Source organism: Kitasatospora sp. NBC_01539 (assembly GCF_045040525.1).
In the GTDB taxonomy this organism is placed as follows: Bacteria; Actinomycetota; Actinomycetes; order Streptomycetales; family Streptomycetaceae; genus Kitasatospora.
In genome coordinates this window covers 2,340,437-2,361,267 of sequence record NZ_CP109390.1, presented here as the reverse complement: position 1 = coordinate 2,361,267, position 20,831 = coordinate 2,340,437, and the positions used below count along the sequence as shown (strand labels likewise).

16 protein-coding genes are annotated in these 20,831 nt (G+C 76.4%); 12 read left to right on the top strand and 4 right to left on the bottom strand.

Going from position 1 to position 20,831, the window contains the following annotated elements:
* Nucleotides 1-115 precede the first annotated feature (115 nt).
* The 3 genes from OG335_RS10115 to OG335_RS10105 all read left to right on the top strand — a co-directional run bounded on the left by OG335_RS10115 (nt 116) and on the right by OG335_RS10105 (nt 1,352).
* Nucleotides 116-391: a hypothetical protein gene (locus OG335_RS10115; RefSeq protein WP_405010724.1), complete on the top strand. Its 276-nt coding sequence runs from the start codon at nt 116-118 to the stop codon at nt 389-391.
* 135 nt (nt 392-526) lie between these two features.
* A complete protein-coding gene (locus OG335_RS10110) occupies nt 527-949 on the top strand; it encodes a YjbQ family protein (protein WP_405010723.1) in 423 nt (140 codons plus the stop codon).
* Between the two features lie 190 nt (nt 950-1,139).
* The gene (locus OG335_RS10105; protein ID WP_405010722.1) at nt 1,140-1,352 is read left to right on the top strand and encodes a hypothetical protein; all 213 of its coding nucleotides are present in this window, start codon (nt 1,140-1,142) and stop codon (nt 1,350-1,352) included.
* Between the two features lie 84 nt (nt 1,353-1,436).
* Here OG335_RS10105 and OG335_RS10100 read toward each other — a convergent pair whose 3' ends face one another.
* Together OG335_RS10100 and OG335_RS10095 are read right to left on the bottom strand one after the other, a co-directional pair.
* Nucleotides 1,437-4,577 carry an AAA family ATPase gene (locus OG335_RS10100; RefSeq protein WP_405010721.1) on the bottom strand — a complete coding sequence of 1,047 codons (3,141 nt, stop codon included), beginning with the start codon at nt 4,575-4,577 and terminating at the stop codon, nt 1,437-1,439.
* Entirely contained in the window at nt 4,574-5,746 is a 1,173-nt protein-coding gene (locus OG335_RS10095) for an exonuclease SbcCD subunit D (protein ID WP_405010720.1), read from the bottom strand. Before OG335_RS10095 ends, OG335_RS10100 begins: the two co-directional genes overlap by 4 nt.
* A gap of 305 nt (nt 5,747-6,051) precedes the next feature.
* On the opposite strand from OG335_RS10095, the gene OG335_RS10090 reads away from it, so the two are divergent.
* Both OG335_RS10090 and OG335_RS10085 read left to right on the top strand, forming a co-directional pair.
* Nucleotides 6,052-6,657, top strand: a complete 606-nt coding sequence (locus OG335_RS10090; protein WP_405010719.1) for a hypothetical protein — start codon at nt 6,052-6,054, stop codon at nt 6,655-6,657.
* A 229-nt stretch (nt 6,658-6,886) separates the two neighbouring features.
* Nucleotides 6,887-7,684 (top strand): SGNH/GDSL hydrolase family protein, encoded by a 798-nt coding sequence (locus tag OG335_RS10085; protein ID WP_405010718.1) that lies wholly within the window; start codon nt 6,887-6,889, stop codon nt 7,682-7,684.
* A gap of 179 nt (nt 7,685-7,863) precedes the next feature.
* Here OG335_RS10085 and OG335_RS10080 read toward each other — a convergent pair whose 3' ends face one another.
* Nucleotides 7,864-9,684: an AMP-dependent synthetase/ligase gene (locus tag OG335_RS10080; protein ID WP_405010717.1), complete on the bottom strand. Its 1,821-nt coding sequence runs from the start codon at nt 9,682-9,684 to the stop codon at nt 7,864-7,866.
* Between the two features lie 368 nt (nt 9,685-10,052).
* Between OG335_RS10080 and OG335_RS10075 the strand changes: the two genes are divergently transcribed.
* The 5 genes from OG335_RS10075 to OG335_RS10055 all read left to right on the top strand — a co-directional run bounded on the left by OG335_RS10075 (nt 10,053) and on the right by OG335_RS10055 (nt 15,524).
* Nucleotides 10,053-12,752 carry a nitrate- and nitrite sensing domain-containing protein gene (locus tag OG335_RS10075; RefSeq protein WP_405010716.1) on the top strand — a complete coding sequence of 900 codons (2,700 nt, stop codon included), beginning with the start codon at nt 10,053-10,055 and terminating at the stop codon, nt 12,750-12,752.
* Nucleotides 12,749-13,168 carry a roadblock/LC7 domain-containing protein gene (locus OG335_RS10070; protein ID WP_405010715.1) on the top strand — a complete coding sequence of 140 codons (420 nt, stop codon included), beginning with the start codon at nt 12,749-12,751 and terminating at the stop codon, nt 13,166-13,168. The genes OG335_RS10075 and OG335_RS10070 overlap by 4 nt, the downstream gene beginning before the upstream one ends.
* Before the next feature lie 8 nt (nt 13,169-13,176).
* A complete protein-coding gene (locus OG335_RS10065) occupies nt 13,177-13,653 on the top strand; it encodes a DUF742 domain-containing protein (RefSeq protein WP_405010714.1) in 477 nt (158 codons plus the stop codon).
* Entirely contained in the window at nt 13,634-14,245 is a 612-nt protein-coding gene (locus OG335_RS10060; protein ID WP_405010713.1) for a GTP-binding protein, read from the top strand. The genes OG335_RS10065 and OG335_RS10060 overlap by 20 nt, the downstream gene beginning before the upstream one ends.
* 583 nt (nt 14,246-14,828) lie before the next feature.
* Nucleotides 14,829-15,524: a winged helix-turn-helix domain-containing protein gene (locus OG335_RS10055; protein WP_405010712.1), complete on the top strand. Its 696-nt coding sequence runs from the start codon at nt 14,829-14,831 to the stop codon at nt 15,522-15,524.
* A 173-nt stretch (nt 15,525-15,697) separates the two neighbouring features.
* On the opposite strand, the gene OG335_RS10050 is transcribed toward OG335_RS10055, so the two are convergent.
* Nucleotides 15,698-16,687, bottom strand: coding sequence for an aldo/keto reductase (locus OG335_RS10050; RefSeq protein WP_405010711.1), 990 nt, complete (start codon nt 16,685-16,687; stop codon nt 15,698-15,700).
* A 109-nt stretch (nt 16,688-16,796) separates the two neighbouring features.
* On the opposite strand from OG335_RS10050, the gene OG335_RS10045 reads away from it, so the two are divergent.
* Nucleotides 16,797-17,231 (top strand): group III truncated hemoglobin, encoded by a 435-nt coding sequence (locus OG335_RS10045; RefSeq protein ID WP_405010710.1) that lies wholly within the window; start codon nt 16,797-16,799, stop codon nt 17,229-17,231.
* Between the two features lie 161 nt (nt 17,232-17,392).
* On the top strand, nt 17,393-20,818 hold the full coding sequence (locus OG335_RS10040; RefSeq protein ID WP_405010709.1) for a BTAD domain-containing putative transcriptional regulator: 3,426 nt from the start codon (nt 17,393-17,395) through the stop codon (nt 20,816-20,818).
* Nucleotides 20,819-20,831 lie beyond the last annotated feature (13 nt).

The following is a 20,831-nucleotide window of genomic DNA, read 5'->3' as shown; positions in this document are numbered from 1 at the left end:
TGTCAGTTCCGTTCGCGCGATACGGTGGCAGAACACCAGGACGGTTGCGCGAAGGCCGTCTCTCACGGATAGTCTTCGCCTCACGGCCCTGGCGCCTCGTAGGGGTGGGAAACTGATGGAACAGATGCAAGTGCGGGTACGGCCCCGCGTGCCGGCGGTCCAGTGCGGAGTCGGTGCGACCGGCCGCCGGATCGAGCGGCACCTCGCCGTGCTCGGCGCGCCCGCGCTCTCGGAGGTCGACACGGCGGAGGCCCTCGGCCTCATAAGGGAGCTGACACCGCGCGGCACCGAGGCGGCCGGCACCCGGACCACGCCGCGGCGTACCGCCCGGGTCTCGCTGCTCGCTCCGCTGCGCCGGCTCCGACGGAGCCTGTTCGGCAACCGGCACTAGCCGGGCAGCGGCCGGGCGCCAGCCGCCCTGCCGGTGCGGCCCGACGGACACGAGTCCGCCGGGTCGTCGTCATGTCCGCGAGGCGTCACGCGGTCACTGCACGGCAGCGGCCCGGCGATGCGTCAGGATGTGACCATGGCGGACACCTTCCACACGCTCACCTTCGAGACGGCCACCGGCACCGGTGAGGTCGCCCTCGACATCACCGAGCGCTGCACGGCCTTCCTCGACACCGCGGCCGGCGGCCGGGACGGCCTCTTCAACGTCTTCGTGCCGCACGCGACCGCAGGCATCGCCGTCATCGAGACCGGCGCCGGCAGCGACGACGACCTCCTCGCCGTCCTGCGCGACCTGCTCCCCGCCGACGGCCGCTACCGGCACCGGCACGGCAGCCCCGGGCACGGCCGCGACCACGTGCTGCCCGGCCTCGTCGCGCCGCACGCCACACTGCCCGTGATCGGCGGCCGGCTCGCCCTCGGCATCTGGCAGTCCGTCGTGCTCGTCGACACCAACGTCGACAACCCGCGCCGCACGGTACGGCTCAGCTTCCTCGGCTGAGCCGGGCCCGACGGTGGCGGGTCCGGCGGCGGCGGGTCCGGCGGTGCCGGGCCCACCGCCCCGGGCTCCACGGCACCGGCCCCGGGCCCGCCGCCCCCGCCGGCGGGCCGGAATGAACGGCGGCGGGTCGGCGCTGTGCAGCGACGACGGTAGGGACGACGCGGCGGAACGCCGCCAGGAGGGGAAGACCATGAACGACGACCCGGACGCCCGGCTCTGCGAGCTCGCACCCGTCCCCGGCACGGCAGCCGAAGGGCTGACCCCGGCCGCCCCGGACGCCGGCCCCCGCGCCGACTGCGTGCTGTGCGGCGAGCCGACCGAGTACCCGGCGGACCGGGCCGGCAGCACGCTCTGCCCCGTCTGCACCTGGCAGCAGGCGCAGCGCATCGCCTGCTCGGGCTGAGCCCGCGCGTCCGCCCGCGTCCGCCCGCGCCCGTCCGTCCGCCGCCCGCAGGTCCGCAGGCCGCCCCGGCCCCGGCCGCGGCGGTCAGGCGTCCTCGCGGGAGACGAGCGCCAGCGTCGACCCGTGCCGTCGCTTGTGGACGAGCAGTTGGGCGGGGATCCGCGAGCGGAGGTCCGCGACGTGGCTGACGATGCCGACCGCCCGGTCGCGCTCGCGCAGCCCGTCCAGGACGTCCATGACCTCCTCCAGCGTCTGCTCGTCGAGGCTGCCGAAGCCCTCGTCGATGAAGAGGGTGTCGAGCGGCATGCCGCCGGCCTCGTCGGTCACCACGTCGGCCAGCCCGAGCGCCAGCGCGAGCGAGGCGAAGAAGCTCTCCCCGCCCGACAGCGTCGCGGTGTCCCGCTCGCGGCCGGTCCAGGCGTCCACCACCCGCAGCGAGAGCCCGGAGCGCTTCGTGCCGGAGACCAGGCCGTCGCTGTGCACCAGGGTGTAGCGCCCGCCGGACATCCGCACCAGCCGGGTGCTGGCCGCCGCGGCCACCTGCTCCAGCCGGGCCGCGAGCACGTACGACTCCAGGCGCATCCGCAGCGCGTTCTCCCCGGGGGCGCCGGAGACCAGCGCGGAGAGCCGGCCGAGCCGGCCGTACTCGGCCAGGGCGGGCGCCAGCTCGGCCGCCAGAGCGGCCAGCCCCGTGCCGATCCGCCGCAGCGCCTCGCAGCGCTCCTCGGCCGCCCCGGCCGCCGCCGCGGCCCGCTGGAGCCGTTCCGTCGCCCGGTCCAGCTCGGCCGCGGGCCCGGCCGGGTCGACCGGCGGCAGGCCCCCGGCCGCGACCAGCTCCGGCCGCGCCAGCTCCGCCTCCGCGGCGGCGAGCGCCCGGTCGTGCTGCTCCAGCCGCGCCGCCAGCGCCTCCCGCCGGGCGGCCGGGAGCGCGGCGGCCTCCGCGGCCCCGGGGGTGTCGAAGCCGGCCTCGGCCGTGGCGCGGGCGACCTCGGCCTCCGCCTCGGCGAGCCGCTCCGCGGCCTGCACCGCCGCCCGTACGGCGGTCAGGGCCGCCGCGACCGCCCCGGCGGCCTCCTCGATCTGCCGCGCCCGCACGGCCACCGACGGCGCGTCGCCGCGGGCCGCCGTGACGAGCGCGGCCAGCTGGCCGCGCTCGGCCTCCAGCGTCTGGAGCCGGCCGGCGAACCCGGCCGCGTCGGCGCCGCCCGTCCGCAGCTGCTCCTCGCGGAGGTGCTGCTCGGCGGTGAGCCGCTCGATCCGCTGCTCGATCCGGCCGAGTCCGTCGGCCTCCCGCACGGCGTGCCCGCGTTCGGCGGCGGCGGCCGCCAGGGCCTGGGCCAGTGCGGCGGCCGGCTCCTCGCCGGCCACGGCGCGCGCCGCGGCCTCGGCGGTGCGGAGCGCGGCCAGCTCCCCGCGGGCGGTGTCCCGGCGCTGTTCGGCGGCGGACTGTTCGGCGGCGGCCCGCTCCTGGTCGCCGGCGGTGACCGGGTCGCTCGCGGGGGCCGCCGGGGCGGGGTGCTCGGCCGCGCCACAGACCCGGCACGGCTCACCGGCGAGCAGGCCTCCGGCGAGTTCGGCGGCCATGCCGGCCAGCCGCCGCTCCTGGAGGTCGAGACCGTGCGCCCGCGCGTCGAGGGCGAGGTGTTCGAGGTCCAGGACCTGCTGCCCCGTGGCGGCGATCCGGCCGGTCAGGGCGTCCCGCTCCTCGGCGGCGCGGTGCCGCCGGGTCAGCGCCGCGTGGTCGAGGTCGAGGACGGCGACCCGCGCGGCGGCCGCGGCGGCGGAGGTCTGCTCGGTGCGCAGGCCGGCGAGCCGCTCGTCGACGTCGGCCAGCCACTCCCGGGCCTCCTCGGCGAGCAGCTCGGCCTTCTCCCGGCGGGCCGTGAGCTCCTCGGCCTCGCGGCCGAGCTCGGCGTGCCGCCGCTCGGCGTCACGGGCCGCGGCCAGGCCGCCGCCTGCGGCGCGCAGCCGGCGCTCCGCCGCGGCGAGCGCCTCGGCGTCGCCGTCGGCGGGCAGCGCGGGCGGATCCGCCGGGCCCGCCTGGCGGGGGAGCAGGACGTCGCCGCCCGTCGGGCCCGCAGAGCCTCCCCCCGGGCCGGTACGGGCCGGCAGGACGGCCGCCGCGGACCGCCGCAGGGCCGCACGGCTCTCCTGCTCGGTGCCGAGCGCCGCACGGTGGGCCCGGTCGGCGGCGGAGTGCAGCCGCAGCGCCGACTCGACGCCCAGTGCGGCCTGCGCGCGGGCGAGCCGGCCGCGGTCGTCGGCGACGGCCCGCGCCTGCAGGCCGAGCTCCTGGGCGCGGTGCACGGCGGCCCGGTGCTGCCGCTGCCGGTCGGCGAGCTGCCCGGCCTCCTGCCGGCGCTGCACCGCCCCGGTCTGGGCGGTGCGGGCGGCGGTCAGCGCGGAGGCGGCCACGGCCTGCTGTTCGGCGGCGCCGCCGCGCAGCACGGCGGCCCAGCCGAGCACGCCGTCGACGAGCCCGGCGGCGCTCGCCGCGGAGCCGTCCTCGGCGGGCACCCAGGCGTCCTGCGGTTCGGCGTCCGGGCCGGCGGCCTCCTCGGCCCGGGCGGCCAGTGCGCGGAGCCGCTGGCGGCCCTCGCGGACGGCGGCCTCCTGCCGGGTGCGCCGGTCGGCGAGCCACCGCTCGACCTGGCCGAAGCGCCGGGTGTCGAAGAGCCGGCCGAGCAGCTCGGCGCGCTGCTTGGTGTCGGCCCGCAGGAAGCGGGCGAAGTCGCCCTGCGGCAGCAGCACGACCTGGCAGAACTGCTCCCGGCTCATGCCGATCAGCCGGCCGATCTCCTCGCCCGCCTCCTGGTGCGACCTGCTGAGCGCCTGCCAGCCGGGCGCACCGCCGTCGGTGCCCGGCACGCGCTCGCGCAGCAGCGTCCGGGCCTTCTCGGTGGTGGTGCCGGTGCCGCGCAGCTTCGGGCGCTGCTGCTCGGGGCTGCGGGTGATCTCCAGACGGCGCCCGCCGAGGGTGAGTTCGAGGCGCACCTCGGTGAGCAGGCCGGGGGCGGCGTGGTCGCTGCGCAGCGGGTTGCCCTTGCGGGCGCCGGGCACCTCGCCGTACACGGCGTAGCAGACGGCGTCGAGCACGCTGCTCTTGCCGGCGCCGGTGGCGCCGCGCAGCAGGAAGAGCCCGGAGGCGGCGAGGGTGTCGAAGTCGACCTCCTCGGTGCCGGCGAACGGCCCGAAGGCGGTGAGGGTGAGCCGGTGCAGCCTCATCGGGCGTTCTCCCGGGCGTGCTCGGTCTCGCGGCGGACGTCCTCGAAGCCCTGGGCGAGCCAGCCGTGCTCCTCCTCGGTCAGCGTGCCGCCGGGGCGTACGTGCCCGACGAAGCCCTCGGCGACCTGCAGGTCGGTGCGGCCGCCGACGCGCGCCGCGTACGAGGGCAGGCCGTCGCCGGCGGCGTCGTCGGGCTCGAAGAGCAGCTGCAGGGTGTGGGGGAAGCGCCGGCGCAGCTGCTCCATGGCGTCGGCGGGCCGGCCGGGGTCGGTGAGGGTGGCCTGCACCCAGCGGTCCTCGGCCCAGGTGTGCCCGTCGTCGTGGAGCAGGTCGTGGAGCCGGCCGCGCAGGCAGGCGAGCGCGCGGGGCTGCGGGCAGTCGACGCGCCGCTCGGCGGCGATCCCGCCGTCGGCGTCGAGGTCGATCAGCCACATGCTCTTGCGGTGCTTCCACTCGGAGAAGGAGTACGCGAGCGGGGAGCCGCTGTAGCGCAGGTGCGGGGCGAGGCGCTGGCTGCCGTGGAGGTGGCCGAGGGCGGCGTAGTGCACGCCGTCGAAGACGCCGGCGGGCACGCTCGCGACGCCGCCGACGGTGATGTCGCGCTCGCTGTCGCTGGGCTCGCCGCCGGTGACGAAGGCGTGCGCGAGCACCACGGCGCGGGTGCCGGCGGGCCGGCCGGCGAGGTCGGCGCGGACGGCGTCCATGGCGGCGCCGAGCACCCGGTCGTGGCCGCCGCGGTCGAGCCCGAAGCGGTCGCGGACGAGGGCGGGCTCCAGGTAGGGCAGGCCGTAGACGGCGACCGGCCCGTGCTCGTCGGAGAGCAGCACGGGGGTGGCGCAGCCGTCCGGGTCGGTGCGCAGGTGGATGCCGGCGCGGTCGATCAGGCGGGCGCCGACGCCGAGCCGGCGGGCCGAGTCGTGGTTGCCGCTGATGAAGACGGCGGGCACCCCGAGGCCGGCCAGCCGCACGAGGACGTCGTCGAAGAGCGCGACCGCCTCCAGGCCGGGCAGGGCCCGGTCGTAGACGTCGCCCGCGACCAGCACGGCGTCGACGCGCTCGGCCTCGGCGACGGCCACCAGGTGGTCGAGGAAGGCGCGCTGGGCGTCGTGCAGGCTCTCCCGGTGGAAGGAGCGGCCGAGGTGCCAGTCGGAGGTATGCAGCAGTCGCATGGTCACCGACCATAACGGGCGTCACCGACATCCCGTGGGTCGCTCCGGATGCGCCGGTGCCGATCCGTGGTGCCCGGCGGACCGTCGGCGACGTCCGGTACGGTCCGTTCCGCGGAGGGGCCGGACGCGGCGGCGGGGCGCACGCCGGGGGCGGGCGTCCGGCGCGGTGCCCCGGGCGGCCGCCAGGACTGTTCATCGACCGGATGTTCGGGGAAGATCAACAGTCAACGGCGGGCGGCGGCGCCACCGCACCCGCTCCCGGCCGCCGCCCGGCGCGCCGGTCGGCCCGGGACCGGAGGGGACGCGTGAACCGCATCGAGTACAGCGCGGAGATCGCCGAGCTGCTCGGGCTCGTACGGCGGCGGCCCAGCGCCGGGTGGCCGTGGCTGCCGGGCGACGCGGTGCCGGCCGGGCTGCCGGTGAAGCAGTCGTGGGGGTGGCTGTTCGCACCGGACGGCCGCGTGCTGACCCTGGTGAACCCCAGGGACGGGGTCGTCAGCCTGCCCGGCGGCTCGCTGGAGCCGGAGGACGCTGGCGACCCGGGCGCGGCGCTGGCCCGGGAGGCGGACGAGGAGGCGCAGGCGCTGATCGGCCGCCCGTACTACCTGGGGTACCTCTACGACCGCGTGGGCTCCGCGAACGGCGGGCACGAGTGCGCCCGGGTGCGGATGGCGGCGGCGCTGCAGCAGGTGGGGGAGTCCCGCCCGGACCCCGCGTCGGGCCGGCACTACCGGCGGCTGCTGGTCGCGCCGGGGCTCGCGGTGGAACTGCTCGGCTGGGGTGCGCCGGGCCTGCGGCAGGCCCGGGCGGCGGTGGCCGCGGCCGTACGGCACCTGGGGGTGCCCGCCGCGGCGGACGAGACGATCGAGGAGCTCCCGCGGGCGGGCTGCACGCTCTGGCCGGCGGGCTGACGCCCCGTCGTCCCCGGCGCCCGCCGACGGCCCGTCCCCGTCGTTCGCAGGTGGCCCGTCCGTGACCTCCGGGTGGCACCCGGGAGGCCTGACGGTGCCGTACCTGTCATTCCGTCAACAACTTTGGCATGGGCACTATCCACTCAGGCTACTGCCTGGTATCAACAAAGTGTGATCCGGGTCACCCCACCTCCCGGACCGCTTTCACCCCCCACCCGGAGGTCCCCCCATGCCTCGCGTCAGAATCCTGGCCGTTGCCGCCACGACCCTCGCGCTCTCGCTGTCCACCCTCGTCACCGCCACCCAGGCGTCGGCCGCCGGAGCCCGGTACGTCGCCCTCGGCGACTCGTACTCCGCCGGTGTGGGCGCCGGCAGTTACACCAGCGACAGCGGCAGCTGCAAGCGCAGCAACAACGCCTATCCGATCCTCTGGAAGAATGCCAACGCCCCCACCTCGTTCTCCTTCGTGGCGTGTTCCGGTGCGAAGACCGGAGACGTCCTGAACAACCAGATCTCCGCACTGAGTTCGACCACGACCCTGGTGAGCATCACCATCGGCGGCAACGACGCGGGATTCGCGAGCACCATGCAGACGTGCGTGCTCAACTCCGAGAGCTCCTGCCTCGGCGCCGTCGCCGCGGCCAAGTCGTACGCCACCAACACCCTGCCGGGGCAGCTCACCTCCGTCTACAACGCCATCCGCAGCAAGGCGCCGAGCGCCCATGTGGTGGTGCTCGGCTACCCGCACCTCTACAAGATCGGCGGGAGCTGCATCTTCGGCATCGGCGACACCAAGCGGGCCGCGATCAACGGGGCCGCCGACACCATCGACTCGGTGATCGCCAAGCAGGTGGCGAACGCCGGCTTCACCTTCAAGGACGTGCGCAGCCCCTTCACCGAGCACGAGATCTGCGGCTCCGCCACGCAGTGGCTCAACAGCACCACCGTGCCCGTCGACGAGAGCTACCACCCCAACAAGGCCGGACAGTCCGGCGGCTACCTGCCGTCGTTCAGCGCCGCCGCCTGATCCGCGCCCCACGGCGCACCCCACGGCGCGCGCCCCCACGGCGCACCCCCATCGCGCACCCCGGGGCGCATCCCCCACGGCGTGCCCTGGTGACGGGCCGCCCGGCAGACCCCGCCGGGCGGCCCGTCCGCCCGTCGGGCACCCTGCCGCCGGGATCCCCCTCGACGCCTGACGGACCGTCAGGGGGTGTACAGCTCCTCGACGTCCTCCGCGTGGTGCTCCAGGATCGCGCCGCGCCGCATCTTCAGCGAGGGCGTCAGCAGGCCGTCCTCCGCGGAGAACTCCTTCGGCAGCAGCCGGAACGCCCGGATCGACTCCGCCCGGGAGACCGCGGTGTTGGCCGCCGCGACGGCCCGCTGGATCTCGCTGTGCAGTTCGGCGTCGGTGAGTGCCGCCCACATGTCCAGTTGCGCGCGGCCGCGCACCTTGAGCCAGTGTGTCAGGGCGAGGGGGTCGAGCGTGATCAGCGCCGCCACGTACGGCCGGTTGTCGCCCACCACCAGGCACTGGGCGACGAGCGGGTGCGCCCGCACCCGCTCCTCCAGGGCGCCGGGGGCGAGGTTCTTGCCGCTGCTGGTGACGATCAGCTCCTTCTTGCGGCCGGTGATGGTGAGGTAGCCGTCCTCGTCGAGCGCCCCGAGGTCGCCGGTGGCGAGCCAGCCGTTCACCAGCGCGGCCTCGGTGCACCGCGGGTGGTTGAGGTAGCCGGCGAAGACCGTGCCGCCGCGCACCCACACCTCGCCGTCCTCGCCGATCGCCACCGTCGCCCCCGGCACCGGCCGGCCGACGGTGCCGAACTTCGGCTTCCCGGGAGGGTTCGCGGTGACCGCCGCGGTCGTCTCCGTCAGGCCGTACCCCTCGTACACGGTCATGCCCGCGCCCGCGAAGAACAGGCCGAGCTCGCGGCCCAGCGTCGACCCGCCGGACATCACGCTGCGCACCCGCCCGCCGAGCACGGCCCGCAGCCGCTGGTACACCAGCCGGTCGTACGCGGTGTGGCGGACCCGCAGCGCCGGGCTCGGGCCCGAGCCGTGGCCGAGCGCCCGGCGCTCCTTCGCGGCGGCCCAGGCGACCGCGGTCTCGGCGGCCTGGTCGAAGAGCTCGGCCTTGCCGGCGTCCTCGGCCCGCTCCCGGGCGCGCTGGTAGATCTTCTCGAAGACGTACGGCACCGCGTGCAGGAAGGTCGGGCGGAAGGAGGCGATCGCGGGCAGCAGGCTGTCGGTGGAGAGCTCGCCGTGGTGGCCGATCCGGATGCCGCCGCGGACGGCCGCGACCTGCACCATGCGGCCGTACACGTGGGCGAGCGGCAGGAAGACCAGGGTGGCGGGCGGTACCCCGCCGGTGTCGCGGAAGATCGGGCCCCACCCGGCGAGGAGGCCGTCGGCCTCGGCGGCGAAGTTGCCGTGGGTGAGCAGGCAGCCCTTCGGGCGGCCCGTGGTGCCGGAGGTGTAGATGACGGTGGCGACGCTGTCGGCGGTGACGCCGAGGCGCTGGCGGTGCACGAGGGAGTCGGGCACGCCGCGGCCGTCCTCCATCAGGCTCTCCACGCAGTCCCGGTCGAGCTGCCAGATGCCGGTCAGCTCCGGCAGGGCGTCGCAGACCGCGCCGACCGTCATCGCGTGGTCCTCGTGCTCCACCACGCACGCCACCGCCTGCGTCTCCGCGAGGATCCAGCGGACCTGTTCCGGCGCCGACGTCGGGTAGACCGGCACGGGGATCGCGCCGACCGCCCAGAGCGCGTAGTCGAAGAGCGTCCACTCGTAACAGGTGCCCGACATGACGGCGACCCGGTCGCCGTAGCGGACGCCGCGCGTCAGCAGGCCCTTGGCCAGGGCGAGCACCTCGTCGCGGAACTGCAGCGCCGTCACCGGGTGCCAGACGCCGCCGCGGCGCCGCGAGAGCTGGATCAGGCCGGGGTCGTGCTCGGCGGTGTCGAAGACCGAGTCGGCCAGCCCTCCGGCGGCGGGGGCGGACAGGGCAGGGCTGCTGACCTCGCGCACACGCCGCTCCCGATCCCCGTGCCCCCCGGCGGCCGGTCTGCCCCGGCCGCGCGGGCGGATGGCAGGGAAGCTACCGGATCGCCCGGTCCGCTGCCCAGAGCCTGCGGCGGAGGCGCGCGGATCGGCACCGCGTGCCGCCCGCGGTGACACCCGCGCGGGGGCGCCGCGAGAGCAATACGGGATCATTCGGGCAGGGCCCGTCGGCGATCGGTGCGACCCTTCGAACGGGTGGTCAGTGCGGTGTAGGCTCACGCAGATCCGTCGGCCCGGCCCCTCCGCCCGGGCCGTCATGCCCGTCCCGGGAGGCACTGCGCCCGCCCGACAAGCACCCCCTGTCCGCGCTTGGCTCCATCCCGACCGAGGACCCCATGCGTCTGCGCAGCAGCTCGATCCGCGCGAAGATCATCGCGCTGCTCATGGTGCCCATCGTGGCCCTCACCGGGCTGTGGGTCTACGCGACCCTCATCACCACCGGCGACGTCCGGAGCCAGTTCGACGTCAGCACCACCTACCGTGAACTCGTCCGGCCGGTCGACGCCTACACCCAGGACCTCCAGGACGAGCGCCGCACCGCCGTGCTCCGGCTCGCCGACCCCGGCTCGCAGCCCGCCAAGGACGCCTACCAGCACGCCCAGGCCGCCACCGACAGCAGCCTGCGCGAACTCCGCTACCTGACCGACTCCGCCGCCGCAGGCAAGCTCGACGCGCAGCAGCGGGTCCGCTACCAGGACATCCTCACCGCCGCCGACCAGCTCTCCGCCATCCGCAGCCAGGCCGGCCGCGAGGCCGTCAGCTGGGACCACCAGCTCGCCTCCTACAGCGGACTCGTCGAGACGGTCTTCCCCTTCCGCTCGTCGTTCGTCGGCCGGCAGAGCGGCCAGCTGCCCCGCCAGACCACCCTGCTCAACGAGCTGGTGCGGGCCCGCGAGTACCTCTCCCGCGAGGCCGCCGCCATGCAGGCGCTGCGGCTCTCCCGGAGCACCTACCCCCAGCAGATCCAGGTCGCGCTCGACAACATGCACGCCCAGCAGGCGCTCTTCCGCGTCTACGTCGGCGAACTCGACCTGCAGGACCAGCGCGACTACGCCGACCTGCGCGGCAGCGACGCCTGGATGGTGCTCGACGCCGCCGAGGCCACCTTCGACAGCGCCGCCGACCGCGTCGCCACGCTGCACGCCGGCACCAAGGACCCCTGGAAGGAAGCCGCCGAGCCCTCCCTCGCCTCCTTCGCCGACCTCAACACCCGGCTCGCCGACCGGATCGGCGAACGCGCCACCTCGTACGCCGTCAACCAGATCGTGCGCGGCGGCATCGCCGGCCTCATCGGCCTCGTCGCCGTCGTGCTGTCGGTGCTCATCTCGTACCGGATCGGCCGCGGGCACGTCCGCGAACTCGTCGCGCTGCGCAACGCCGCGCAGGAACTCTCCGGCACCCGGCTGCCCGGCATGATGGTGCGGCTGCGCCGCGGCGACCCGGTCGACGTCGAGGCGGAGGCCCCGCAGCTGGAGTTCGGCGCCGCCGAGATCGGCCAGGTCGGCCGGGCCTTCCACGACGTGCAGCGCGTCGCCGTCGAGGCCGTCGTCGAGCAGGCCGAGCTGCGGCGCGGCGTCTCCGCGGTCTTCGTCAACCTCGCCCGCCGCAGCCAGGTGCTGCTGCACCGCCAGCTGACCCTGCTGGACGCCATGGAGCGCCGCACCGAGGACCCGTCCGAGCTGGAGGACCTCTTCCGCCTCGACCACCTCACCACCCGCATGCGGCGCCACTCCGAGGGCCTCATCATCCTCTCCGGCGGCTCGCCGGGCCGGGCCTGGCGCAAGCCCGTCCGGATGGTCGACGTGGTGCGCGCCGCGGTCGGCGAGGTCGAGGACTACGCCCGGGTGATCGTGCGGCCCTTCCCCGGCACCGGCCTGCTCGGCAGCGCGGTCGCGGACGTCACCCACCTCGTCGCCGAACTCGTCGAGAACGCGACGGTGTTCTCCCCGCCGCACAGCCAGGTCACGGTGCAGGGCGAGGTCGTCGCGCACGGCTTCTGCCTGGAGATCGACGACCGTGGCCTCGGCCTGAGCGAGCACGCCCTGGAGGAGATCAACGAGCGGCTCGCGGTGGAGCAGGAGTTCGACCTCGCCGACACCGACCGGCTCGGCCTGTTCGTCGTCAGCCGGCTCGCCCGCCGGCACGGCATCCGGGTGCACATGCGGCCCTCGCCGTACGGCGGCAGCACCGCCGTCGTGCTCGTGCCGCGCGAGCTGCTCGCCGACGCCAGCGAGGTGATGGCCGACCAGTTCTCCGGCCAGCCCGTGGCCGACGCCCGCCCCGACGCCGCCCGCACGGCCGGAGCCCGCCCCGAGACCGGCCGGCACGCCGCCGGGCCCGCCGAGGCCCCGCCCGGCGTCGACGGCAGGCCCGCGCACGGTGTCGTCCGGGTCGGCGGCGGCCCCCGGCCGTCCGCGGCGGAGCCCGCCAGCACACCCGGCGGGCTGCCCCGCCGCCGCACCGGCGGCCCCGTCCTGGTGCCCGACCCCGACGGGGCCGGCACGGGCCGCCACCGCCGCGCCGACGGCCCGGAGCCGTCCGTCGCACCCGCACCCGCGCCCGCATCCGTGCCGGCCGCCGCCGAGGCCGTACCGGCCGCCGGGCCGCAGGGCCCCGCGCCGCTGGTGGCGGGCGGGCTGCTGCCCCGGCGCGTCCGGCAGGCCAGCCTGGCCCCGCAGCTCCGGGACGGCGCCGACGAGCACGACGCGGCCGCCGCCGAACGCGCCAGGGAGCGCTCGCCCGAGGAGGCGAGGGCCGCCTTCGCGTCGTTCCAGCGGGGCTTCCAGCGCGGCCGCGGCGACCGCCTCCAGCCGGCGTCGCTCACCGTCGTGCCGGACCTCCCCGAGCCCCCGCCGCCGCCCCGCGCCGGCACGCCCAGGGGCCGGTCTCCCGTGCCGCCCCGGGTGGCGCTACCCTCTGCACCCGTCCCACCTGCTCTGCCGGCCGCCCGACCGCGGCCCCAGCTGTACCCCGTACGCCAAGGACATCCCGTACCACCCGCACAGCCCGCCCCAGCGGAAGGACCCGAATCATGACCGCAACGACACCGCCGTCCGGAGACCTCAACTGGCTCCTGGACGATCTGGTGGGCCGTGTCGCGACGTTGAGGCACGCGGTGATCCTCTCCGGCGACGGCCTGGCCACCGGCGTGTCCAGCGGCCTGGCCCGGGAGGACGCCGAGCACCTCGCCGCCGTCGCGTCCGGCTTCCACAGCCTCGCCAAGGGCGCCGGCCGGCACTTCCGGGTCGGCGGGGTCCGCCAGACGATGGTGGAGCTCGACGAGGCGTTCCTCTTCATCACGGCGGCGGGCGACGGCAGCTGCCTCGCCGTGCTGAGCGACGCGGAGTCCGACGTCGGCCAGATCGCCTACGAGATGGCCCTGCTCGTCAAGCGGGTCGGCGAGCACCTCGCCGCCGAGCCGCGCACCGAGCCCGCCCCGCCGGGGAGATGAGCGAGCCGATGAGCGCCCCCGAGGACGGACGGCAGGACGACGGGCAGGAGGCCGGGCCCGGCGCGGCCGCGCCGGACGTCGACCTGTTCGCGCCGCGCGGCCCGGTCGAGGACCGCTGGTTCGACGACGACGCCGGTCCGGTCGTGCGGTTGTTCTCGATGACGCGCGGCCGCGCGGCCCGGCCCGTCGAGGACGGGCTGTTCGACCTCATCTCGCTCATCCGCGCGGTGGACGCGGACCCGGTGTCCGATCGCGGGCCCGTGCTGGACGCCTCCCACCACGCCCTGCTCGCGCTCTGCCGCGACGAACCGCTGAGCGTCGCCGAGCTCGGCTCCTACACCGACCTGCCGGTCAGCGTCGTCAGGGTGCTGCTCGGCGACCTCCACGAGGCCGAACTGATCAGTGTCACGAAGCCGGTGACACTCGCGCAGCGCCCCGACGAACAACTGCTCCGGGACGTGATCCATGCCCTCCGTGCCCTCTGACGCCCCCGCGGGGCCCCGCTCCGCGCCGTGGTCCGCCGTCGCCCTCAAGATCCTCGTCGCCGGCGGGTTCGGCGCGGGCAAGACCACCCTGGTCGGCGCGGTCAGCGAGATCCGCCCGCTGCGCACCGAGGAACTCCTCAGCGAGCGCGGCCGCCCGGTCGACGACACGGCCGGGGTCGAGGGCAAGCGCACCACCACCGTCGCCATGGACTTCGGGCGGATCGACCTCCGCCCGGGGCTGGCGCTCTACCTCTTCGGCACGCCCGGGCAGGACCGGTTCTGGTTCCTGTGGGACGAGCTCGCGAGCGGCGCGCTCGGCGCCGTCGTGCTGGCCGACACCCGGCGGCTCGCCGACTCCTTCCCGTCCGTCGACTACTTCGAGCAGCGCGGCCTGCCGTTCGTCGTGGCGGTCAACTGCTTCGAGGGCACCGAGGTGTACGCCCCGGACGACGTCCGTGCCGCACTCGACCTCGACCCCCGGGTGCCGGTGCTGCTGTGCGACGCGCGGCGCCGCGAGGACGGCAAGGAGCTGCTGGCCCGGCTGGTCGAGCACGCGGCGGGCTTCGACGCGGCTCCCGCCGCGCACGGCTGACCGGGGACGTTCCGGCGGCTGTCCGGATGGTGGTCGGTTCCTGTCCCGGATGGCGGACGCCGTTGTCCGCGGGCTTGCCCGGGGCCGTCAGGGCATGGAAGGCTCATACCCGTTGCACGTCGCGCCCGTCCCGGCGCCGTGCCCGAGGGGGAGGAGTCGACACCGTGACCGCAGACGCGTTCCGTTCCGTCGTGATGCCCACCCCCGCCGTGCCGGCGCTCACCGTGCGCCGCCACATCGACCAGGCGCTGGTCTGCAGCGCCTGCTGTCGCTGACGGTTCCCCCACCGGGCCCGCGCCCCGTTCGCAGGCCGGTCCGTCGCCCGCACCACGCCCCTCCGCCGTCCGCGGAGCACGGCAGCCTCCACCCTTGCGCACACCGGAGACCCACTCGTGGACCCGTTCCATCGCGACCTCGAACCCTTCTGGCCCTCCCGCCAGCCCTACCTCTTCGACCGGACGTGTCGGCGCGCTCCCGGCGCGTCCCGCCCTGCGGCGAGCTGACGGACCGTCAGTTCCCTCTCCGCACCAGGCCCGACGCGCAGACGACCACCCGAATCCGTTCCGCGCGAAGAGAGCTCACCATGTCCTCCACCTCCACGGCCACCCGTACCGTCACCGCCGCCACCCCGCACCTGCGGGCCGTACGCTCCGTCACCGCCGTGCCCGGGGGTGAGCGGTGGTACCCCGCCGCAGCCCCGCAGCAGCACCCGGTGCCGCCCCAGGACCGCACCCCGGACCGGCTCGCCGGGCCGGCCGAGGCCCCGCAGTCCGTCCCGTCCGCCGCCGCGCCGGTGACCGCCGGGCTGCCGGCCGGCGCGATCCCGGAGGGCGCCACGGTCGTCGCCCTCCCGCAGGCCCTGCTCGCCCAGTACGGGGCCGAACTCGGCGGCTCCGCCGGGCACCCGCTCGTCGGCTACCTGCTGCTGGTGCCCGCCGACCGGCCCGCCGCCGCCCCCGTCGAGGCGCCCCGGCCCGCGGCCCGCCAGGCCGGCCGCGGCATCGCCGTCGACACCGACCGGCGCACCGCGTACGTCGACGGGGTCCAGCTCGACCTGACCTACCTGGAGTTCGAGCTCCTCGCCCACCTCACCGCCCACCCGCACCGCGTGCACACCCGCGACCACCTCGTCACCGCGGTCTGGGGCTACGGCCACGTCGGCGACGGCCGCACGGTGGACGTCCACGTGGCGCGCCTGCGGCGCAAGCTCGGCGCGGCCCAGCGCGACAGCATCGTCACCGTGCGCCGGGTCGGCTACAAGTACGCCCCGACCGCCTGACGCGGCCCGCGTGAGGCCGGACGTGCGACGGCCGGGCCCGCCCCCGCAGGGCGGACCCGGCCGTCACCGCTCACCGTGCACCGCTCACCGTGCACCGCTCACCGGCGCGGACCGCGCCGGAGCAGCCTCCGGAGGAGGCGCGGCCGGCGGCGCAGGCCGGCCGTGCCTGCTCTTCAACGGCTGAGGCGGTCGATCTCGGCGAGCTCCTCGGCGGTCAGCGGGCCGCCGTTCAGCGCGTCGATGTTCTGGTCGAGCTGGCCGACGCTGGACGCACCGATGATCACCGACACGACCCGCTCGTCCCGGAGCACCCACGAGAGCGCCAGCTGGGCCAGCGTCTGGCCGCGCTGCTCGGCGACCTTGTTGAGCGCGCGCAGCTGCTCCAGCTTCTGCCCGCTCAGCGACTCCTCCTTGAGGAAGTGGCCGACCGACATCCGCGAACCGGCGGGCACCTCGCCGCTGAGGTAACGGTCCGTCAGCAGGCCCTGTGCCAGCGGCGAGAAGGCGATCAGGCTGGTCTGCGTCTCGCCGACCGCGTCGAGCAGCCCGTCCTCCGGCGTGCGGTTGAGGATCGAGTAGCTGATCTGGTTCATCAGCACCGGCGTGCCGAGGCCGCGCAGGATCTCCACGGCCTCTCGGTGCTGCTCCGCCGGGTAGTTGGAGATGCCCGCGTACAGCGCCTTGCCGGACCGCACCGCGGAGTCCAGCGCCCCCATCGTCTCCTCCAGCGGAGTCGTGGAGTCGTAGCGGTGCGAGTAGAAGACGTCGACGTAGTCGAGGCCCATCCGGTCCAGCGACTGGTCGAGGCTGGCCAGCAGGTACTTGCGCGAGCCGCCGTCGCCGTACGGGCCCGGCCACATGTCGTAGCCCGCCTTGGAGGCGATGAACAGCTCGTCGCGGTACGGCTTGAAGTCCTGCGCGAAGAGGTAGCCGAAGTTGCGCTCGGCACTGCCGTACGGCGGGCCGTAGTTGTTCGCCAGGTCGAAGTGGGTGATGCCGCGGTCGAACGCCCGGCGCAGCACCGCGCGCTGGACGTCGAGCGGCTGGGTGTCGCCGAAGTTGTGCCACAGGCCCAGCGAGACGGCGGGCAGCTGCACGCCGCTGCGGCCGGCCCTGCGGTAGGTCATCGACGCGTAGCGGTCGTCGGAGGGGATGTAGGTCATACCGGCATCCTGCCAGGTGGAGAGCGGTTGCAGGGACGAAGGTCCCTGCCCCGGGCCACTACCGGCGCGTAGCCTGGAGCGACACGTCCCGCGGAGGAGAGGAGCCCCGGTGCCGCACCCCGACATCGCCGCCCGCGCCGACCTGGAGCCGCTGCTCCGCCGCTTCTACGCCGCCGCGTTCGCCGACCCGTCGATCGGCCCGTTCTTCACCGAGGTCGCCCGGCTCGACCTGGAGGCGCACCTCCCGCACATCACCGACTTCTGGGAGAGCGCCCTGCTGCGCAGCGGCGACTACCGCCGCAACGCCTTCGCGCCGCACCTCGGCCTGCACCGGCGGCGTCCGCTGACCGCCGCGCACTTCGGCCGCTGGGTGCAGCTCTGGCGGGCCGCCGTCGACGGCCTGTACGCCGGGCCGGTCGCCGAACGCGCCAAGGCGCAGGGCGAGCGGATCGCCCGTGCCATGCTCGGCCGCCTCACCGACGGCGGCACCGGCGGCGGTGAGGGCGGCTTCGTGCCGCTCGCGGCCGTACTGCTGCGCGGCTGAACCGCCAGGCCCGGCCGTCCGTGCACCGAGCAGCCGTGCGGCGCCGCTGTCCCGGGCAGCCGGTCCCGGGCCGCGGCCCGGGACCGGTTCGGAAGCGGCGTGGAAGCGGCTTGGAAGCGGCTTGGAACATGCCGCCGGGCATCGCATAGGCTCGTCGCACCATGGTGCGGATAACGGTGCTGGGTGCGCTCACGGCGCAGGTGACGGGGGTCGGGACCGGACTGGGCGGGCCGCGCCAGCGCGGCGTGCTCGCCCGGCTGCTGGTGGCCCGCGGCGCCGTCGTGCCGGTCGACCTGCTGATCGACGACCTGTGGCGGGGACGGCCGCCGGCCAAGGCCGCCGCCTCGCTCCAGGCGTACGTCTCCAACCTGCGCCGCACCCTCGAACCGGGGCGGGCCCCGCGGGAGCCCGCCGAGCGGATCGTCAGCGCGGCGCCCGGCTACGCCGCGGTGTTCCCCGTCCCCGCCGTCGACGCGTGGGAGTTCGAGGGGCTGCTCCGGGACGCGCACGGGCTCGTCCCGAACGCGCAACGGCCGCGGGAGGAGACCGGCCGGTCCGTCGCCCGGATGTTCGAGGATGCCTTCGCGCTCTGGCGGGGTGATCCGTACGCCGAGTTCGCCGACGAGCCGTGGGCCGCCGCCGAGATCGCCCGCCTCCGTGAACTCCGCACCGCTGCAAGGGAGTCGGCCGTCGCACTGGCCGTCGCCGAGGCGCGCTGCGCGGACGCCGTGCCGGCCGCCCGGGCCCTCACCGAGGAACACCCGCTGCGCGAGGAGGGCTGGCGGCTGCTGGCCCGCGCCCTGTGGGGCACCGGACGGCAGGCCGACGCCCTGGACGCGCTGCGCCGCGCCCGCGCCGTGCTCACCGCCGAACTCGGCCTGGACCCGGGCCCCGCGCTCGCCGAGCTGGAGGCGGCGATCCTCCAGCAGCGCACCGACCTGCTCGCGGTGCCCACCCCGCCCCCCGCGCTGCCGCGGATCCCGGACTCCGGCGGATGCGGCAACGGCCCGCCGGACGCGCCGTTCGTCGGCCGGCAGGCCGAGGAACGGCTGCTGCGCGAGGCGGCCGACGCCGACCGCGCCCGCACGGTCGTACTCGTCAGCGGGGAGGCCGGGGCGGGCAAGTCCACCCTGCTCGACCGCGAGCGGTACCGGCTGCGCCGGGCCGGCTGGCTGGTGGCCTCCGGGCGCTGCCCCGAGGCGGAGGGCGCGCCGCCCGCGTGGGCCTGGACCGAGGCACTGCGCGAACTCGCCCACCAGGCGCCCCCGGACGCCGCGACGGCCGCCGAACTTGCCCCGCTGCTCGACGACGACGACCCCACCCGCCGCCGGGACGCCCTCACGGGCCGGTTCCGGCTGCACCGGGCCGTCGTCGACTGGATCACGGCGGTGTCCCGGGAGTCGCGGGTCGCCGTCCTCCTGGACGACCTGCACGCCGCCGACCCCGAGACCAGGGACCTCGTCGCCGAGCTCGCCGCCGCCGCGGGGGCCGGGCACCTGCTGCTGGTGCTCGCCCACCGCCCCGGCGAGGGCGACCTGACCGAGCTGCTCGGCGTCCTCGCCCGCCGCTCCCCGCACCGCATCCCGCTCGGCGGCCTGGACGCGGCCGAGGCCGGCGAGCTGATCGGCAGGGTCTGCGGCAGGCGCGTCGCCCCGGAGACCGTCCACGCGCTCGCCGAACGCACCGGCGGCAACCCGTTCTACCTCGGGGAGATCGCCCGGCTGCTGGCGGCCGAGGGCCCGCGCGCCGCCGCCCAGGAGGTGCCCCAGGGCGTCCGGGACGTGCTGAGGTGGCGCTTCGACCGGCTGCCGCCCGCCACCGTCGAGGTGCTGCGGCTGGCGGCGGTGGCCGGCCGGGACGCCGACGTCGACCTGCTGCTGCACGCCTCCGACGGCACCGAGGAGGACCTCCTCGACGCGCTGGAGGCGGCCGTCGTCGTCGGTCTGCTCACCGAACAGCGGCCGGGCACCGTCCGCTTCGCGCACGCCCTCGTCCGCGACACCCTGTACGCCGACCTCGGCGGCCTGCGCCGGGCCCGCCTGCACGGCCGGTACGCCGAGGCGCTGGGCGCGCTGCGCCCTGACCGGCTCGCCGCGCTCGCCCACCACTGGACGAACGCCGCGTCCTCCGCCACCGCCGAGCGCGCCGTCGACGCGTGCGTCCGCGCCGCCGAGGCCGCCGAGCGCCGCTACGCCCACGAGACCTGCGCCGACCTCCTCCGGCAGGCCCTGGACAACCTCGACCGCGTACCCGAGGACCCCGGCGGCCCGCGCGACCGCCCCGCCCGCCGGATCGCCCTGCTCGGCGCGCTCCTCCGGGCCCAGGTGCGCTCCGGCGAGATCGCCGCGGCCACCGCCACCCGCGGCCGGGCCGTCGCCCTCGCCGAGGAGACCGGCCGCGAGGACCTGCTGATCGAGGCCTGGACGGCGTGGACGGAGCCCACCCCGTGGGTGACGCACCCCTACGGCACGTTCGACGTGCAGGCCGTCGAGACCCTGCAGCGGCTGCTCGCCCGCCCCGGGCTCACCCCGGCCACCCGCTGCCGACTGCTCGACGCCCTCACCCTGGAGTGCAACTGCTCCGGCGAGCCGGTCGGCGTCGCCGCCGCCGCGGAGGCCGTCGCCCTCGCCCGCGCCGAGGGAGACCCGCGCCTGCTGGCGCTGGCCCTCGCGGCGAGCGCCCGCATCTGCGACCTCGAACTCGCCGCCCCCGCCCGCGCCGGGATCGCCCGCGAACTCGCCGCGCTCGCCCGCGGCCACGACCTGCCCGCCTACCGCTGGCAGGCCGAGCAGCTGCAGGCCACCGGCGCCGCCGTCCGCGGCGACCTGCCCGCGCTGCGGGGCCACCTCGCCGAGGCCGCCGACCTCGCCGAACGCTACGCGCTGCGCGAGCTCCAGGACGTCGGCCTCTGCCACCGGGGCATGCTCGCGATCACCGCCGGCCGCACCGACCTGGCCGCCGAGCTCTACGGGCGGGCCGTCGCCGGCCTGCGCGCCCGCGGCTCCGTGCACGCCGAGAGCTTCGGCGCGCTCACCGAGATCACCCTGGCCCTCCAGGAGGGCAGGATCGGCGGGCAGCTCGCCCGGATCCGCGCCCTCGGCGCCGTGCACGGCCCGCTCGTCGCGGACGCGGAGGCGCTCGCACTGGCCGCGCGCGGCCGCACCGAGGAGGCGCGCGCCGTACGCGCCGCACGGACGCCCGTCCAGCCCGACTACTACCGCTCCTTCTTCCTCACCGTGCGCGCACTGGCCGTCGTCGCCCTGGAGGAGCGCGCCGAGGCCGCCGCCCTGATCGCCGAACTCCTGCCGCTGCGCGGTACGGTGGCCGGCACCGCCTCGACCTCGATCGCGCTGCGCCCGGTCGACCTCGCGCTCGGCGAGCTCGCCCGACTGCTCGGCCGCACCGGGGAGGCCGCCCGGCACTTCGCCGGCGCCGCCGCGACGGCCCGCCGCTGGGAGGCCCCGCACTGGGAGGCCGAGGCGCGCGCCGCCCTGGCCGGCCTCCCGGAGGGCCTCCCGGACGGGCTCCCGGACGGCGGGGCCGCGGCCGGGCGCCAAGTGGTCTCCAAGCGCGGCCCCGCAGGCTGAGCGGGCAACGATC